Genomic DNA, 16,627 nt, shown 5'->3' on the forward strand with positions numbered 1-16,627 from the left:
TGACGGCGCGCGCGGCACCGTGTTGCGCCGCCACGCCACCGGGGCGAAAGGGCGGGGCCGGGAGGCTCCCGGCGGCACCGCTCCGTGTTACCCTTGGTAAATGGGAATGAAAAAGAAGACCGGTTTGATCCTGACCGGCGGCGGCGCCCGTGCCGCCTACCAGGCCGGCGTCCTGCAGGCCATCTCCGAGATCCTGTGCGATGCCGGCTGGCCGCCCGCCCGCAATCCGTTCCAGATCATCTGCGGCACGTCCGCCGGCGCCATCAATGCCGCGGCGCTGGCCTGCCGCGCCGACAATTTCGGCGAAAGCGTGCACAAGCTCTTCGACGTATGGTCCCATATCGCCGTCGAGCAGGTCTACCGGGCCGACTCGCTGGGCGTGCTGCGTTCCGGCGCGCGCTGGCTCTCCCTGCTGTCGTTCGGCTGGCTGCTGCGCAAATGGCGCGCCGCGCCGCCCAGCTCCCTGCTGGACAACACGCCGCTGGCCGACCTGCTGCACCGCATGCTGGACCTGCCGCGCCTGGACAGCGTGCTGCAGGAAGGCCTGCTGCACGCGCTGGCCGTCACGGCCTCGTCGTACACGGGCGGCCAGCACCTGACCTTCTACCAGACCGCCGCCGAGATCGCGCCGTGGGTACGCATGCAGCGCGTGGCGCTGCAGGACCAGATCGGCGTCGAGCACCTGCTGGCGTCGTCCGCCATTCCCTTCATCTTCCCGGCCACGCCCCTGTACCTGGGCGGGCGCCGCGAATACTGCGGCGACGGCTCGATGCGCCAGCTCGCGCCCATCTCGCCGGCCATCCACCTGGGCGCGACAAAGGTGCTGGTGGTGGGGGCCGGGCGGCTCACCGAGTCGCCGCGCCAGGTGACGGAATCGGCGCGCTACCCCAGCGTGGCGCAGATCGCCGGCCACGCCATGTCGTCGATCTTCCTGGACAGCCTGGCCGTCGACATCGAGCGGCTGAACCGCATCAACAAGACCTTGTCCGTGCTGCCGCCCGAGCTGTTGGAGAACACCCCCCTCAGGCCCGTGGAACTGCTGGTGATCGCGCCGTCCGAACGGCTCGACGACCTGGCCACGCGCCATATCGGCAGCCTGCCGGCGCCCGTGCGCACGCTGCTCTCGGGGATCGGCGCGACCGAGGCACGGGGCGCCGCGCTGGCCTCCTACCTGCTGTTCGAGGCCAGCTACACCAATGAGCTGATCCGCCTGGGCCAGCACGACACCCATGCGCGCCGCGCCGACGTGCTGGCCTTCTTCGGCTCATGAACATGCTGTCGCGCCGCCTGCTGGTGTGGTTCGTGGCCGCCGCGCTGCTGCTGGCGGCCGCGCTGGCTTCGGCCGCGCCGGCGCGCACCCTGCGCTTCGAGCAGCTCAACGTGGCCGACGGCCTGGCCCAGGAATCGGTGCTCTCCATCGCCCAGGACCGCCAGGGCTTCATGTGGTTCGGCAGCCAGGGCGGCCTGTCGCGCTTCGACGGCTACCGCACCGTGGTTTACCGGCATTCGCTGTCCGATCCCCACAGCCTGGCCGAGAACTGGGTGCGGGTGGTGCATATCGATCCGGTCGGGCGCATGTGGGTCGGCACCGATAATGGCCTGGACCGCTTCGACCCGCTGACGCAGCGCTTCACGCACTACCGGCCGGACGAGCCGGAGCAGCGCGGCAACGGCAATCGCCATGTGCGCGCCATCATCGACGACGGCACCGGCGGCCTGTGGGTCGGCACGGCCGACGGCCTGCAGCGCTTCGATCCCGCCACGGGCACCTTCACCGTCTGGCATAACGAGGTGGCCAATCCGCACAGCCTGCGGCACGACCAGGTCAATGCGCTGGCGCGCGACCGTGCCGGCCGGCTGTGGATCGGCACTCCGGCCGGCGTCAGCCTGCTGGTGCCGGGCGCCCAGGGCTTCCGCCACTACGCGGTGGCGTCGCCGTCGGGCCGGCCCCTGGCAGCGCAGGCATTGCTGGTGGACCGCGACGGCGCCTTGTGGGTCGGCACCCACGAGGGGCTGGAGCGCTGGCAGCCGGGCCCGGGCAATATCGAGCCGCGCCGCCAGCGCCTTGACGAAAGCCACGGCGTGCAGCCGGGCAGCGTGGCGGCCATCTTCCAGGACGGCGACGGCACCGTGTGGGTCGGCATGCGCAACCAGGGCCTGCTGCGCTGGCAGGGCGACACGGCGCGCTTCGTGCAGTACCGGCACCAGGTGTCGGACCCGCACAGCCTGGCCGACGATTTCGTCTCGGCCCTGTTCCGCGACCGGGTCGGCACCTTGTGGGTGGGCACCTGGTACAACGGCGTGAGCCGGGTCGACCTGGCCAGCGGCGGCTTTGCCCGGCTCGTCAAGCAGCCCGACCAGGCCCGCTCGCTCACCGACAACCGCGTGCTGGCCATTGCCGAAGCGGGCGACGGCCGGCTGTGGATCGGCAATAACGAGGGCCTGAGCCTGCACGACCCCGTCAGCGGCGAGAACACGGCCTGGCAGCTGCCCCGCGGCGAAGGCCGTATCGGCTCGCGCCAGGTCACGGCCTTGTGGCGCGGCGCCGGCAGCACGCTGTGGGTCGGCTCGCGCATGGGCGTGCACCGCTTCGATACGGAAACGCGCAGCTTCGGCCCCCTGCAGCTCTCGCGCGGCGACGCCGACACCGATGTCGTGCGCTACCTGCACCAGGACCGTGCCGGCATGCTGTGGGTGGCCAGCAGGGCGGGTCTGGTGCGGCTCGACCCGGCCAGCGGCGGCGTGCTGGTGTTCCGCCACGACCCGGCCGATCCGCACAGCCTGTCGGACAACGTGGTACGCCCGTTGCTGGAGGACCGCGCCGGCAACCTGTGGGTGGGCACCTTCAACGGCCTGGACATGCTGGACCACCGCACTGGCCAGTTCCGCCATTACCGTCACGACCCGGACGAACCGACCAGCCTCAGTCACAATGAAGTGCACTACCTGCACCAGGATGCCAAGGGCGTGCTGTGGGTCGGCACCGCCTCTGGCCTGAACCGGATGGAGCGCCAGGCCGACGGCAGCGTGCGTTTCACGCGCTACCTGCGCAAGGACGGCCTGGCCGACGACGCCATCGCCGCCATCCTGCCCGACCGGAGCGGCAAGCTGTGGCTGTCCACCAATACCGGCGTGTCCAGCCTGGACCCGGCCACGGGGCGCATCAACAACTACTCCGGCGTGGACGGCACCATCGAAGGCGCCTACTTCGACGGCTCGGCGCTGGCTGCGCAGGACGGCACCCTGTACTTCGGCGGCTTCAACGGCATCACGGCCTTCGACCCGGCCGCGATCCGCTCGAACACGATGGCGCCGCCCGTCGTCATCACGGACTTCCAGATCTTCAACCGCTCGCTGCGCCCGGGCCAGGAAGACGACGCCGGGCGGGTCGTGCTGCCACGGGCGATCGAGTACACCCGCTCGCTGGCGCTGGGCCAGGACGATTCCGTGTTTTCGCTCGAATTCGCCGCGCTGCACTATGCAGCGCCGCAGCGCAACCGCTTCGCCTACCAGCTGATCGGCTTCGACCGCGACTGGGTCAGCACGGACGCCGACAAGCGCTTCGCCACCTACACCAACCTCGATCCGGGCCAGTATGTGTTCCGCGTCAAGGCGGCCAACAAGGACGGCGTGTGGAGCGAGCCGGTGACCTTGTCGATCACCATCCTCCCGCCCGTGTGGAAAACCTGGTGGTTCCGCGCCCTGTGCGTGCTGTCGGTACTGGGCGCGGGGCTGGCACTGTACCGCGCGCGCGTGCGCGTGCTGAGCCGCCAGCACACGCGGCTGGAACAGCAGGTCAGCCTGCGCACGGCCGAAGTGGAAATGAAGAACCGCATGCTGCTTGAGCAGAAGCGCGAGCTGGAGCAGCGCGACGAGCGCCTCAGCCACGCGGCCCAGAAGGCCGAGGACGCGACGCGCCAGAAGTCCGAGTTCCTGGCCAATATGAGCCACGAGATGCGTACGCCGCTGGCCGGCGTGATCGGCATGCTGGGCTTCGCGCTGCGCGACGACAAGCTGGCCAGCAGCACGCGCGAGCAGATCGAGCGGGGCCAGGCCAATGCCCAGGCCCTGCTGTCGATCATCAACGACCTGCTGGACTTCTCGAAGATCGAGGCGGGCAAGCTGACGGTGGAACGGATCGATTTCGCGCTGGCGGCGGCGGTGGAAAACGTCGTCAGCCTGTTCGAGGAGCAGGCCGCCGCGCACAGCATCGACTTCCGCGTCGAATTCGGCCACGACCTGCCGCCCTTTGTCGTGGGCGACCCGACCCGGCTGCGCCAGGTGCTGGTCAACCTGGTCGGCAATGCCTTCAAGTTCACCCAGCGCGGCCAGGTCACGCTGCGGGTCGAGCACCTGGGCCTGGACGACGCCGGCTGCAGCAGGATCCGCTTCACCGTCGAGGACACCGGCATCGGCATCCCCGAGGAGGAGCTGCCACGCCTGTTCGAGAAGTTCGAACAGGCCGACGCCACCACCACGCGCCGCTATGGCGGCACGGGCCTGGGCCTGGCCATCTGCCGCCAGCTGGTGGAGCTGATGGGCGGGGTCATCGGCGCGGTCAGCACGCCCGGCGTGGGCAGCGTGTTCAGCTTCACCTTGCCCCTGTGCCGGGGCATCGCGCCGCCGCTGGTGCCGCACGTGCCGCGCGAGCCGCACAGCCACCAGCTGCAGGTGCTGTGCGCCGAGGATTTCCCCACCAACCAGATCATCATCCGCATGATGCTGGAGGAACTGGGCCACAAGGTCGACATCGCCGGCAACGGCGCGCTGGCCGTCGCCGCCTGCGCCCACACGCGCTACGACCTGATTCTGATGGACGGGCGCATGCCGGAAATGGACGGCCCCGCCGCCACGCGCCTGATCCGCGCCGGCGGCCCGCCCGAGGCGCCCGTGCGCGACCAGGGCCTGATGATCGTCGCGCTGACGGCCAATGTCAGCGAGGAGGACCGCAGCCGCTACCTGGCCGCCGGCATGGACGACTTCCTCACCAAGCCGATCGACGAACGGGCGCTGCACTTCCAGCTGGCGCGCGCCATCGAGCGCCAGCTGGCCCGGGGTGTGCCGCTGTCGCCCATGCCGGGGCGGATACAGGCGAATCCGCCGACGGTGGCCGAACTCGATGCGATGTTCGGCGTCGACACGCTGGGCATCAACCCCGCGGCCGACACGCCGCCCGGCCTGGCCGCTGCTTCCGCGCCGGCCGAGGCCCCCGCCGATGCCGGCCGCGCGGCCGCCGAAGCCTTGCGCCTGCGCCTGCGCGACGCCTTCATCGCCGATTTGCCGGGACGCCTGGACGAACTTGATGCGGCCCTGGCGGCGCTCGATGCCGACGCGGCCGGCCGCCTGTTCCACGGCATGAAGGGCAGCGCCGCCTACCTGCAGGACCAGGAGCTGCACAGCCTGTGCTCGGAACTGGAACGGGCCGCCGACCGCGCCCTGTGGCCGGCGATCCGGCACAAGCTGCCGCGCCTGCACCAGGTGCTGGGCCGGATCGTCGTGCCCTAATGTGTGCGCATTTACAGGCAGGCCGGGAGCGGGCATGATGGTGGATCAATTATTAGTGGCGTACGAAAAGTGTTGACGAAAGTTCTGGTGGTAGACGACGACGTCGTGTCGCGCATGATGCTGATGCACCTGATCGACAGCAGTGGCAAATTCGACATCACGGAGGCGGAAGACGGTTTCGATGCGTGGGGCCGCCTGCAGGCGGGCCTGCGCCCGGCCATCTGTTTCTGCGACCTGCGCATGCCGCGCCTGTCCGGCATGGAGCTGCTGCAGCGGGTGCGGGCCGATCCCGCCCTGGCGGGCCTGCCGCTGGTGCTGGTGTCGTCGGCCAGCGACCGCGCCACGGTGCAGCAGGCCACGCTGGCCGGCGCGTCCGGCTATGTCGTCAAGCCCTTCGAAGCCGATCATGTACGGGCCCACCTGGCCAGCCTGCTGGGCGGCGCCGTGCGCGACCTGCCGGCCGAGGCGCCAGCCGCCACCCAGGCCCGCCTGGGCATCGACGCACCGCGCCTGCAGGCCTACCTGGCCGGTTTCGAGCAGCAGCTGGCCATGGCCCCCTCCGATATCGCCGCCCTGATCGAGCGGGGCGACCAGCAGGGCGCCCGCGCCAGGCTGGAACGCATCGGCGCCGGCTGCGCCACGCTCGGCCTGCACGGCGCCCTGGCTGTCGTGCGCGGCCTGGAAGCGGCCCACTTGAGCAGCGCCGCCGTGCGCGCCGCGCTCGACGAGGTGCTCGATGCGCTCCAGCGCCAGGCCGCGCTGGTTCGTTGACCCGGTGCCGGGCCGCGCCGGTTCGTAGACCTTGCGCCAGGCCGCGCCGGTGCGTAGACCTTGCGCCAGGCCGCGTCGGTGCGTAGGCCTTGCGCCGGGCCGCGCCGGTGCGCCAGGCATTCGGCAAACCCCGGTTCGGCGCAGGTTTGCCTTGCAGTCAATATAGTTCAAGTTTAAAGTAAATGCTTCGCAGTCCAACCCATGCCGACCAGGGGGGATTCATGACCGGAGCAGCATCCACCGCCAGCGCACACACCGATCCGTTCGCGCGCGAACATCTGCCGCCGCGCGAGGAGTGGCCCGAGCTGCTGTTCGAACTGCCGGAACTGCAGTACCCCCCACGCCTGAACTGCGCCGTCGAACTGCTCGACCGGGCCGTCGCCGCCGGTCACGGCGCGCGGCCGGCGTTGACCGGCGCCAGGGCGGGTGCCAACGCCGGTGCCGACACCACCTGGACCTACGCCCAGCTGCTGGACCAGGTCGACCGCATCGCCCATGTACTGCGCGGACCCCTGGGCCTGGTGCCCGGCAACCGCGTGCTGCTGCGCGGGGCCAACACGCCGCTGCTGGCGGCCGCCATCCTGGCCGTGTTCAAGGCCGGCCTGGTCGCGGTGCCGACCATGCCGCTGCTGCGCGCGCGCGAGCTGGCCGTCATCGCCGAACGGGCCCGGGTCGACGCCGTGCTGTGCGCGGCCAGCCTGTGCGGAGAACTGGACAACGTGCCCGGCGTGCCCCGCCCGGTGTGCTTCGGCGCGCCCGAGCCGGGGCAGGAATCGCTGGAAGCGCTGATGGCGTGCCACGACGCCCCCTTCGCCGCCTGCGACACGGCCGCCATTGACGTCTGCCTGATCGCCTTCACCTCCGGCACCACTGGCGTGCCGAAAGGAACGATGCACTTCCACCGCGACGTGCTGGCCATCTGCGACTGCTTTCCCCGCCATACCTTGCGCGCAGGACCGGACGACCTGTTCATCGGCACGCCGCCGCTGGCCTTCACCTTCGGCCTGGGCGGGCTGCTGCTGTTCCCGCTGCGGGTCGGCGCGGCCGCCGTGCTGCTGGAAAAGCCCACGCCGGAGTTGCTGCTGGCGGCCATCGAGCGCCACCGGGCCACGGTCTGCTTCACGGCGCCCACCTTCTATCGCCAGATGGCGGCGCTGGCGCCCCGCTTCGACCTTTCCAGCCTGGCCAGGACGGTATCGGCCGGCGAGGCCCTGCCGCTGGCGACGCGCCAGGCCTGGCAGGATGCGACGGGACTGCGCATGATCGACGGCATCGGCGCGACCGAGATGCTGCATATCTTTATCGCCGCGGCCGGCGACGACATCCGCCCCGGCGCCACCGGCAAGCCCGTGCCGGGCTACCGTGCCTGCATCCTCGATGGCGCCGGCAAGCCCGTCGGTCCGGGCGTGGTGGGGCGCCTGGCGGTCAAGGGGCCGACCGGCTGCCGCTACCTGGCCGACGAGCGCCAGCGGGACTACGTGGTGGACGGCTGGAACCTGACGGGCGACGCCTACGAGATGGATGCGGACGGCTACTTCATCTACCGCTCGCGCACGGATGACATGATCATCTCGGCCGGCTACAACATCGCCGGTCCGGAAGTGGAGGACGCGCTGCTGCGCCACCCGGCCGTGGCCGAATGCGGCGTGATCGGCCGGCCCGACGCGGAGCGGGGCCAGGTGGTCGAGGCCCACGTGGTGCTGCAGCCGGGCCACGCGCCGTCGCCCGAACTGGCCTGCCAGCTGCAGGAATTCGTCAAGGCGCAGATCGCGCCGTACAAATACCCCCGTTCGGTCGTGTTCGCGCAGTCGCTGCCGCGCACGCAGACGGGCAAGCTGCAGCGCTTCCGGCTGCGCGAACAGGGAGGGGCGGCATGAATATCGTCTGCATCGGCGGCGGTCCGGCCGGCCTGTATTTCGCGCTGCTGATGAAGCGCCAGCAGCCATCGCACCGCGTCGTCGTCGTCGAGCGCAACCGGCCCTACGACACGTTCGGCTGGGGCGTCGTGTTTTCCGACCAGACCCTGGCCAACCTGGTGGCCGCGGACGAGGTGACGGCGCGGCAGATCCTGCAGGCCTTCAACCACTGGGACGATATCGAGGTGTTCTTCAAGGACGAGGTGGTGCGCTCGGGCGGGCACGGCTTCTGCGGCATCGGCCGCAAGCGCCTGCTGAACATCCTGCAGCAGCGCTGCGAGGAACTGGGCGTGGAACTGGTGTTCGAGACGGACGTGCTGGAGGACGAGCCGCTGGCCCGGCGCTACGAAGCGGACCTGGTGATCGCCGCCGACGGCCTGAACAGCCGCATCCGCACGCGCTACGCCCACACCTACCAGCCCCAGGTCGAGGCGCGCCAGTGCCGCTTCGTGTGGCTGGGCACGACGAAGAAATTCGATGCCTTCACCTTCGACTTCCGCGCCACGAAACATGGCTGGTTCCAGGCCCATATCTACCAGTTCGATGGTGCAACCTCCACCTTCATCATCGAAACGCCGGAAGAAGTGTGGCGCGCATCCGGTCTCGAGGCAATGGGCCAGGACGAAGCCATCGCCTTCTGCGAGCGCCTGTTCGCCGACCGGCTCGACGGCCACCGGTTGCTGTCGAATGCCGCGCACCTGCGCGGCTCGGCCATGTGGATCCGGTTCCCCCGGATCGTCTGCGAGCGCTGGGTGCACTGGCACGGCGGCGTGCCCGTCGTGCTGATGGGCGACGCCGCCCACACGGCGCACTTCTCGATCGGCTCGGGCACCAAGCTGGCGCTGGAGGACGCGATCGAGCTGGCGCGCGCCATCGGCGAGGCCGGCGGCGGCGTGGCGGCCTTGCCGGCGGCGCTGGCGGCCTATGAACAGGCGCGTTCGGTGGAGGTTCTGAAGATCCAGAGCGCGGCGCGCAACTCGATGGAATGGTTCGAGAACGTGCAGCGCTACACGGCGCTGGAGGCGCCGCAGTTCGCCTATTCGATGCTCACGCGCAGCCAGCGCCTGTCGCACGAGAACCTGCGCCTGCGCGACGCGCACTACGTGGCCGGCTACGAACAGTGGTTCGCCGCGCGCGCTTTCGCGCAGGCCGGCCTGCCGGCGCCGGACGACGCCGGCGGTCGCACCATCCCGCCCATGTTCACGCCGCTGCGGGTCAGGGAAGTGGTGCTGAAGAACCGCATCGTCGTCTCGCCGATGGCCCAGTACAGCGCCGTGGACGGCATCGTGGGCGACTGGCACATGGTGCACCTGGGTGCCCGCGCTCTGGGCGGCGCCGCGCTCGTGATGGCCGAGATGACGTGCGTGTCGGCGGACGGGCGCATCACGCCGGCCTGCCCCGGCCTGTACGCGCCGGAACATACGGCGGCGTGGCGGCGCATCGTCGAGTGCGTGCATGCCATCTCGGACGCGAAGATCGGCATCCAGCTGGGCCATGCGGGCGCAAAGGGCTCCACGCGCGCCATGTGGGACGGCATCGACCAGCCGCTCGATGCGGGTAACTGGCCGCTGCTGTCGGCCTCGCCCCAGCAGTACCTGGAAGGCGTGTCGCAAGTGGCGCGCGAGGTCTCCCATGACGACATGGCCCGCATCGAGGCCGATTTCGTGCGCGCCACCCTGGCCGCGCGCGATGCCGGCTTCGACTGGCTGGAACTGCACTGTGCCCACGGCTACCTGCTGTCCTCGTTCATCTCGCCATTGACGAACCAGCGCACGGACGCATTTGGCGGCAGCCTGGAAAACCGCTGCCGCTTCCCGCTGCGGGTGTTTGCCGCCATGCGCGCGGCGTGGCCGGCCCACCTGCCGATGAGCGTGCGCATCTCGGCCCACGACTGGGTCGAAGGAGGCATCACGCCGGACGACGCGGTGGCCATCGCGCGCCTGTTCAAGGCCACCGGCGCGGACATCATCGATTGCTCGTCCGGCCAGGTCAGCAAGCGCGAACGGCCGGCCTACGGGCGCATGTTCCAGGCGCCGTTCGCCGACCGCGTGCGCAACGAGGCGGGCATCGCGACGATGGCGGTCGGTTCGATCTTCGAGGCCGACCATGCCAACGGCATCATCGCGGCCGGTCGCGCCGACCTGTGCGCCGTGGGCCGGCCGCACCTGGCCAACCCGGCCTGGACCCTGGCCGAGGCGGCGCGCATCGGCTACACACCCGTGCCGTGGCCGCGCCAGTACCTGCCCGGCAAGCAGCAGATGGAACGCAACCTGGCGCGGCAGCAGGGGCAATTGAACGAGGGAAGAACGTGAGCGAAGATCAAGCGTGGGGCAAGCCCGACCTGGCCAGCCGGCTGACCGAGGACCATCACCAGTCCTTGCGGCTGTGGTTACGCATGCTGTCGTGCAGCATGAAGATCGAGAACGAAATCCGTTCGCGGCTGCGGGCCCGCTTTGGCATCACGCTGCCCCGCTTCGACCTGATGGCGCAGCTGGAGCGCCATCCGCAGGGGTTGCGCATGGGCGAGCTGTCGAAGCGCATGATGGTCACGGGCGGCAACGTCACCGGCATCGCCAGCCAGTTGGAACGGGAGGGCCTGGTGCGCCGCACGGCCGATCCGCGCGACGGCAGGGCCTTCGGCATCAGCCTGACGCCGGCCGGGCGGCGTGCCTTCGGCGACATGGCGCGGGTGCACGAACAGTGGGTCATTGAGCTGCTGCAGGATGTGCCGGACGAGGACAAGGCCGACCTGATGGCGCTGCTCACGCGCATGAAGGGCCACCTCGACGCGCGCCAGGAGGCGGTGCCGGACGGGGCGGACCAATCGCCGATTTGACAAAAATGAAATACAATGGCTGCCCTATCGCTGAGCTGCAACCGACCCGACATGACACCACTGCAAGCGGACACTTATCGCCAATTCGGCCGCCATGGTACCGGCCTGACACTCAAGGGCGCGCTGACCAGCCGCACGTTTCGTCCCGTTGTGACGATGCGCCTGTGCCAGGCCGTCCATCACCGGGGCGGCGCCGCCCGCGTGCTGCTGCCGGCCTGCAAACTGCTGCACAAATTCGCCACCCACCTGGCCGGCATGGACTTTCCATGGTCGACCCGGATCGGGCCGGGCCTGGCGTTGACGCACGGCTGGTCGCTGGTCGTCAACGGCGGCGCCGACATCGGTGCCAACGTCACACTGTTCCATGGCGTGACATTGGGCCGGCGCGACCGCATCGGCGCCGACGGCGCGCGTCACACGAGCTACCCGGTGATCGAGGATGAGGTGTGGATCGGGCCGCACGCCACCATCGTCGGCGGCGTGCGCATCGGTCGCGGCAGCCGGATCGGCGCCGGCGCGCTCGTCACCGAGGACGTGCCGCCCCATTCGGTGGTGACGGGCAATCCGGCGCAGGTGGTCAAAAGCGGCTGCACGCCGGACGTGTTCAACCGGGTGCCGCTGGGCGCAAACGAGGAATAGAACGCCGGTGCCGTGCCGGTAACGAGGGGGAAGCATGAACTACCTGCAGGGACAAGCACATGCGCTGCCCGGCCACGGGGCGCAACTGGCCGCCTACGCCGCGCGGCACTTCCTGTTCACCGTGGACGCCGGCGTGGCCACCTTGACCTTGAACCGGCCGGAGCGCAAGAATCCGCTGACCTTCGATTCGTATGCGGAGCTGCGCGACCTGTTCCGCGCGCTGGCCACGGCCGCCGACGTCAAGGCCGTCGTGATCGCCGGCGCCGGCGAGAACTTCTGTTCCGGTGGCGACGTGCACGAGATCATCGGCCCCCTGACGAAGCTGGACATGCCGGGCCTGCTGGCCTTCACGCGCCTGACGGGCGACGTCGTCAAGGCCATGCGGGCCTGTCCGCAGCCGGTGGTTGCCGCCATCGACGGCATCTGCGCCGGCGCGGGCGCGATGCTGGCGCTGGCTTCGGACATTCGCTTCGGCACGGAGCGCAGCAAGACGGCCTTCCTGTTTACCCGCGTCGGCCTGGCCGGCTGCGACATGGGCGCCTGCGCGCTGCTGCCGCGCGTGATCGGGCAGGGCAGGGCGTCCGAGCTGCTGTACACGGGGCGCGCCATGTCCGGCACCGAAGGCGAACGGTGGGGCTTCTTCAACAGCCTGCACCCGCCCGAGGGACTGCTGGCGGCAGCGCGAGGCCTGGCCCTGGAGCTGGCGCGGGGACCCACCTTCGCCCATGGCATGACGAAGAACATGCTGCAGCAGGAATGGAACATGGGCATGGACGAAGCCATCGAGGCCGAAGCGCAGGCGCAGGCCATCTGCATGGCCACCAACGACTTTCACCGGGCCTACCACGCGTTCGTGGCGAAACAGAAGCCCGTCTTCGAAGGGGACTGACATGGCGGACAAGGACTACCTGGATTGGCCCTTCTTCGAGCCGCGCCATGCCGCGCTGGCGCGCGAGCTCGACGCCTGGGCCGCAAGCGACGTGGCGCACGTGCATGAACGGCATGGCAAGGATGTCGATGGCGCCTGCCGCGATCTGGTGCGCCGCCTGGGTGAGGGCGGCTGGCTGCGCCACGCCGTCGGCGGCAGCGACGTGGGCGGGGCCGGCGATGCCATCGATACCCGCGCCATCTGCCTGATCCGCGAAACGCTGGCGCGCCATGAGGGCCTGGCCGATTTCGCCTTCGCCATGCAGGGACTGGGTTCGGGGGCCATCAGCCTGTTCGGCACGCCGGAGCAGCGCGAAAGCTACCTGCCCCGGGTGGCACGCGGTGAAGCCATTGCCGCCTTTGCGCTGTCCGAACCGGACGCCGGTTCCGACGTGGCCGCGCTGGCCTGCGCGGCCGTGGCGGACGGCGAGCATTACGTGCTCGATGGCGAGAAGACGTGGATTTCGAACGGCGGCATCGCCGACTTCTACGTGGTGTTCGCGCGCACTGGCGAGGCGCTGGGGTCGCGCGGCATCAGCGCCTTTGTCGTCGACGGCAATACACCCGGGCTGACCATCGCCGAGCGCATCGCCGTCATCGCGCCGCACCCGCTGGCGCGGCTGCGCTTCGAGAACTGCCGCATTCCCGCCACACGGCGCATCGGCGCGGCCGGGCAGGGCTTCAAGGTGGCGATGGCCACGCTGGACGTGTTCCGCACCTCCGTGGCGGCGGCTGCGCTGGGATTCGCGCGACGCGCGCTGGACGAGGCGCTGGGCCGGGCCAGGTCGCGTGCCATGTTCGGCCACAAGCTGGCCGACTTCCAGATCACCCAGGCCAGGCTGGCGCAGATGGCCACGGGCATCGACGCGGCGGCCTTGCTGACCTACCGCGCCGCGTGGCAGCGCGACCAGGGCCGCAACGTGACGAAGGAAGCGGCGATGGCGAAGATGACGGCAACCGAGACGGCGCAGCAGGTGATCGACGCGGCGGTGCAGTTGTTCGGCGGGCAGGGCGTCGTCAGCGGCGAAACCGTGGAGCGGCTGTACCGCGAGATCCGCGCCCTGCGCATCTACGAGGGCGCCACCGAAGTGCAGCAGTTGATCATCGCGCGGGAACTGTTGCGCGCGCCGGTGTAAGGAGATGGCGATGGAGTTCCTGCAACCGCCCGGCTGGGCACCCCCGAAGGGCTATGCCAACGGCGTTGCCGCCAGCGGCCGCATGGTTTTCGTCAGCGGCATGGTGGGCTGGGACGCGGCAGGCGTCTTCCACAGCGACGAGCTGGCCGCGCAGACGCGCCAGGCGCTGGAAAACGTCGTGACGGTGCTGGCGCAGGCCGGCGCCTTGCCGGAACATATCGTGCGCATGACGTGGTATGTCGTCGACCGGGCCGAATATCTGGCCGCACAGAAGGCCATCGGCCTGGCCTACCGGGACGTGATCGGCCGCCACTATCCCGCCATGTCGGCGGTGGCGGTGGTTGCGCTGATGGAGCCGCGCGCCCGGGTCGAGATCGAAGTGACAGCCGTGGTGCCCCGGTAGCGCGCGGGCCGGCGCCGGCGGGCGATGCTGCGCTGCAGCGGCGCTTTCCGCTACAATAGGCGTTGTAAGAATGTCCACCCCGGCCGTCCGTCCCACCACCAACGAAAATCAGCTTGCAATGAACGCTTTCACTTCCGCCGGGCAGGTAGAGATCACTGTCCTCGTCAAGGCCCTCAACGAAGAGCGCCATATCGAAGCCTGCCTGCGCTCGGCGCAGCAGGCGCTGGCCGCCATGCCCGGCATTCGTGGCGAGGTACTGCTGGCCGATTCCGTGTCCACCGACCGTACGGTGGCAATCGCGGCCGAAATGGGCGTGCGCATCGTGCAGTTCGACAATGCCGCCGACCGCAGCTGCGGCGCTACCTTGCAGCTGGGGTATCAGTATGCGCTGGGCCGCTATCTCTATGTGCTGGACGGCGACATGCAGCTGGTGCCGGAATTCCTGGGGCGGGCCCATGCCTACCTGCAGGCCAATCCCGGTGTGGCCGGTGTCGGCGGCCGCCTGATGGATACCCATATCCGTACCGAGGCGGACCGCAAGCGCAACGAATACTATGCCTCGCTGCGCACCGAGCAGGTGGTGTCGGCGCTGGGCGGTGGCGGCCTGTACCGGCGTGAAGCCATCGAGCAGGTCGGCTACCTGTCGAACCGGTGGCTGCCGGCCTACGAGGAAGCGGAGCTGGCGGTGCGGCTGCAGGCAGCCGGTTACCGGCTGGTGCGCCTGAGCGACCCGGCCATTCTCCATTCCGGCCACGCCGAAACGTCGCTGCAGATGCTGAGCCGGCTGTGGCGCAGCCGCCGTATCGATGCCAGCGGCATGTTCCTGCGCAGTGCGCTGGGCCGGCCATGGTTCGGGCGGGCAGCCCGGACGGTGTGGTTCGTGTTTGCCGCGCCGGTCGTGTATGCTTTCGCCTTCGCCCTGATGGCTGTTGCCGCCATCGCCGGCGCGCCATGGCCGGCACTGGTGGCGATACCGCTGGTGGCGTGGTGCGGCGTCATCGGCTTGCTGACCTGGAAGAAGCGCAACCTGGAGGGAGCACTGATCAGTGTGCTTTCCTGGCACATGAACACGGTAGGTGCCCTGCGCGGCTTCCTGCGCGGGGCGCGCGATCCGATGCAGGCGATTTCGTCGCGGGAACTGAGCGAGCAGGTGCGGGGATAGGCCTTCCGATGCCTTGCCGACAGTAACGCTCGTCATCCCGCTGCGCCACCGCCAACGCCTGGTGGCGCAGCGGGTCACTCGCAGCAAGTGACGCTGACGCAGCGTAGGCCATTGCCGCGCTCGCGGCGGGAGGCACGAACGCCGCACTGCTATCGACAAACGCGCATCCAGGGCGCGCCACCGCCAGCGCATACACCCATTGGACCGCACATTTGCGGTCCTTCGATACCGGACTGACACATCGGTGCCATCGCCGATGCGTTCGCATCAACAAAGCCCCAGCAACCACATCCTGCGAGCGGCGTCCCGGACGGCAGTCGTTGCGGCTGGCCCGCCACGGGAAGATTTGCATTGTGGAAGACATTACTGTTGCCCCGACCTGCAAGTATCGACTCGGCTTCTTCACCCCTGGCATAGGCAGGTGCTTCGACGGGGCCGGCGTCGGAGGAATGATTTACCCAGGTTTGCGCAAATCTCGGCACGCCCCAATCGCGATATTGCTGGACGTGGACCATTTCGTGCGCCCACAGCGCAGCATCGTTTGCCGCCCGGGCATCCCGGAAGACAACCGTATTGATTAATGCAATCGCTTGCGTCCGGCCGTTAAATCGCATCTGGGCAGTCTGGAGCGTGTTTTGCACGAGGCTCCAATTCGAGGTCCATCGAACGGAATCGATTAGTTCCCTGCTATGCCAGCGCAGCAGAAATCGTTTTATGTCATCCGGAATAGGCCGCGGGTCGTTCGCCAGGACGGCATTTCTTCCGGAGATTATCGATGCAATCACCGGAGTGTATAAAACCTGGCCGGGATTCTGGACCAGGCTGATGACCTGGTCCGGATTCTTGACTGCGAACTCCATGATGTCGCCTGGCTGGGGTATGCCTGTCGGGTTATACGAGCCGAGGGGATTGACGATTGCCCCGATCGGGTCATGCTTCAATTTTTCCGTATATATGCCGGGATCGGGCGGGCGGACCGGTGCGGGAAGTTGTTGCAGGATGCATCCGCTTTTTGGCAGGCATGCACACCGGCCGAGGACGCAGGCTTCGTATTCACAGTCGCCGCACGCGTAGCCAGGCAAGGAAAAAATCAACGCTAGAAAGAAAAAAAGCAACCGGACGGCTGCAGAAGTGATCGACATTTTATATCCCCTGGAAGGTTTATCCCTAGAAAAAAATGCGTCTACTCTGCGGCGTGGTTATCGCTGGCGCGTTGTATTTTTTATGTCCTGCTTGGATAACATAGCATATCGGTAGGGGGAAGCAAGATACTTGTCTGGCCGTGTTGTTATCCGTGGACGTGGATGGCAATACCGTGGAGGGCACTGCAGT

General features: G+C 68.8%; 12 protein-coding genes. 11 read left to right on the forward strand and 1 reads right to left on the reverse strand.

Annotated features, from left to right (window positions below; translation table 11 throughout):
• Window positions 1-100 precede the first annotated feature (100 nt).
• From GM672_RS07795 to GM672_RS07845, 11 genes are all read left to right on the forward strand, one after another.
• Window positions 101-1,270 (forward strand): patatin-like phospholipase family protein, encoded by a 1,170-nt coding sequence (locus GM672_RS07795; protein ID WP_155469965.1) that lies wholly within the window; start codon window positions 101-103, stop codon window positions 1,268-1,270.
• Window positions 1,267-5,505: a two-component regulator propeller domain-containing protein gene (locus GM672_RS07800; protein ID WP_155469966.1), complete on the forward strand. Its 4,239-nt coding sequence runs from the start codon at window positions 1,267-1,269 to the stop codon at window positions 5,503-5,505. The genes GM672_RS07795 and GM672_RS07800 overlap by 4 nt, the downstream gene beginning before the upstream one ends.
• 72 nt (window positions 5,506-5,577) lie before the next feature.
• The gene (locus tag GM672_RS07805) at window positions 5,578-6,276 is read left to right on the forward strand and encodes a response regulator (protein ID WP_229417611.1); all 699 of its coding nucleotides are present in this window, start codon (window positions 5,578-5,580) and stop codon (window positions 6,274-6,276) included.
• 221 nt (window positions 6,277-6,497) lie between these two features.
• Window positions 6,498-8,153, forward strand: a complete 1,656-nt coding sequence (locus tag GM672_RS07810; protein WP_155469967.1) for an AMP-binding protein — start codon at window positions 6,498-6,500, stop codon at window positions 8,151-8,153.
• Entirely contained in the window at window positions 8,150-10,504 is a 2,355-nt protein-coding gene (locus tag GM672_RS07815; protein WP_155469968.1) for a bifunctional salicylyl-CoA 5-hydroxylase/oxidoreductase, read from the forward strand. Before GM672_RS07810 ends, GM672_RS07815 begins: the two co-directional genes overlap by 4 nt.
• On the forward strand, window positions 10,501-11,028 hold the full coding sequence (locus tag GM672_RS07820) for a MarR family winged helix-turn-helix transcriptional regulator (protein WP_229427717.1): 528 nt from the start codon (window positions 10,501-10,503) through the stop codon (window positions 11,026-11,028). Before GM672_RS07815 ends, GM672_RS07820 begins: the two co-directional genes overlap by 4 nt.
• 51 nt (window positions 11,029-11,079) lie before the next feature.
• Window positions 11,080-11,667 (forward strand): serine O-acetyltransferase, encoded by a 588-nt coding sequence (locus tag GM672_RS07825; protein ID WP_155469969.1) that lies wholly within the window; start codon window positions 11,080-11,082, stop codon window positions 11,665-11,667.
• Between the two features lie 34 nt (window positions 11,668-11,701).
• Entirely contained in the window at window positions 11,702-12,556 is an 855-nt protein-coding gene (locus GM672_RS07830; protein ID WP_155469970.1) for an enoyl-CoA hydratase family protein, read from the forward strand.
• A 1-nt stretch (window position 12,557) separates the two neighbouring features.
• Window positions 12,558-13,730 carry an acyl-CoA dehydrogenase family protein gene (locus GM672_RS07835; protein ID WP_155469971.1) on the forward strand — a complete coding sequence of 391 codons (1,173 nt, stop codon included), beginning with the start codon at window positions 12,558-12,560 and terminating at the stop codon, window positions 13,728-13,730.
• Between the two features lie 10 nt (window positions 13,731-13,740).
• On the forward strand, window positions 13,741-14,133 hold the full coding sequence (locus tag GM672_RS07840; protein WP_155469972.1) for a RidA family protein: 393 nt from the start codon (window positions 13,741-13,743) through the stop codon (window positions 14,131-14,133).
• A gap of 118 nt (window positions 14,134-14,251) precedes the next feature.
• The gene (locus tag GM672_RS07845; protein ID WP_155469973.1) at window positions 14,252-15,295 is read left to right on the forward strand and encodes a glycosyltransferase family 2 protein; all 1,044 of its coding nucleotides are present in this window, start codon (window positions 14,252-14,254) and stop codon (window positions 15,293-15,295) included.
• 149 nt (window positions 15,296-15,444) lie between these two features.
• Here the strand turns inward: GM672_RS07845 and GM672_RS07850 are convergent, their stop codons facing one another.
• Window positions 15,445-16,437 (reverse strand): eCIS core domain-containing protein, encoded by a 993-nt coding sequence (locus tag GM672_RS07850; protein WP_155469974.1) that lies wholly within the window; start codon window positions 16,435-16,437, stop codon window positions 15,445-15,447.
• Window positions 16,438-16,627: the final 190 nt, after the last annotated feature.

It is taken from the genome of Pseudoduganella buxea, assembly GCF_009720835.1.
Lineage (GTDB): Bacteria > Pseudomonadota > Gammaproteobacteria > Burkholderiales > Burkholderiaceae_D > Rugamonas > Rugamonas buxea.

Excerpts from the sequence above, each read along its gene's own strand:
- GM672_RS07830 (WP_155469970.1), top strand. The coding sequence starts at position 11,702 with ATGAACTACCTGCAGGGACAAGCACATGCGCTGCCCGGCCACGGGGCG.
- GM672_RS07850 (WP_155469974.1), bottom strand. The coding sequence starts at position 16,437 with ATGTCGATCACTTCTGCAGCCGTCCGGTTGCTTTTTTTCTTTCTAGCG.
- GM672_RS07815 (WP_155469968.1), top strand. The coding sequence starts at position 8,150 with ATGAATATCGTCTGCATCGGCGGCGGTCCGGCCGGCCTGTATTTCGCG.
- GM672_RS07845 (WP_155469973.1), top strand. The coding sequence starts at position 14,252 with ATGAACGCTTTCACTTCCGCCGGGCAGGTAGAGATCACTGTCCTCGTC.
- GM672_RS07800 (WP_155469966.1), top strand. The coding sequence starts at position 1,267 with ATGAACATGCTGTCGCGCCGCCTGCTGGTGTGGTTCGTGGCCGCCGCG.
- GM672_RS07795 (WP_155469965.1), top strand. The coding sequence starts at position 101 with ATGGGAATGAAAAAGAAGACCGGTTTGATCCTGACCGGCGGCGGCGCC.
- GM672_RS07810 (WP_155469967.1), top strand. The coding sequence starts at position 6,498 with ATGACCGGAGCAGCATCCACCGCCAGCGCACACACCGATCCGTTCGCG.
- GM672_RS07825 (WP_155469969.1), top strand. The coding sequence starts at position 11,080 with ATGACACCACTGCAAGCGGACACTTATCGCCAATTCGGCCGCCATGGT.
- GM672_RS07840 (WP_155469972.1), top strand. The coding sequence starts at position 13,741 with ATGGAGTTCCTGCAACCGCCCGGCTGGGCACCCCCGAAGGGCTATGCC.
- GM672_RS07835 (WP_155469971.1), top strand. The coding sequence starts at position 12,558 with ATGGCGGACAAGGACTACCTGGATTGGCCCTTCTTCGAGCCGCGCCAT.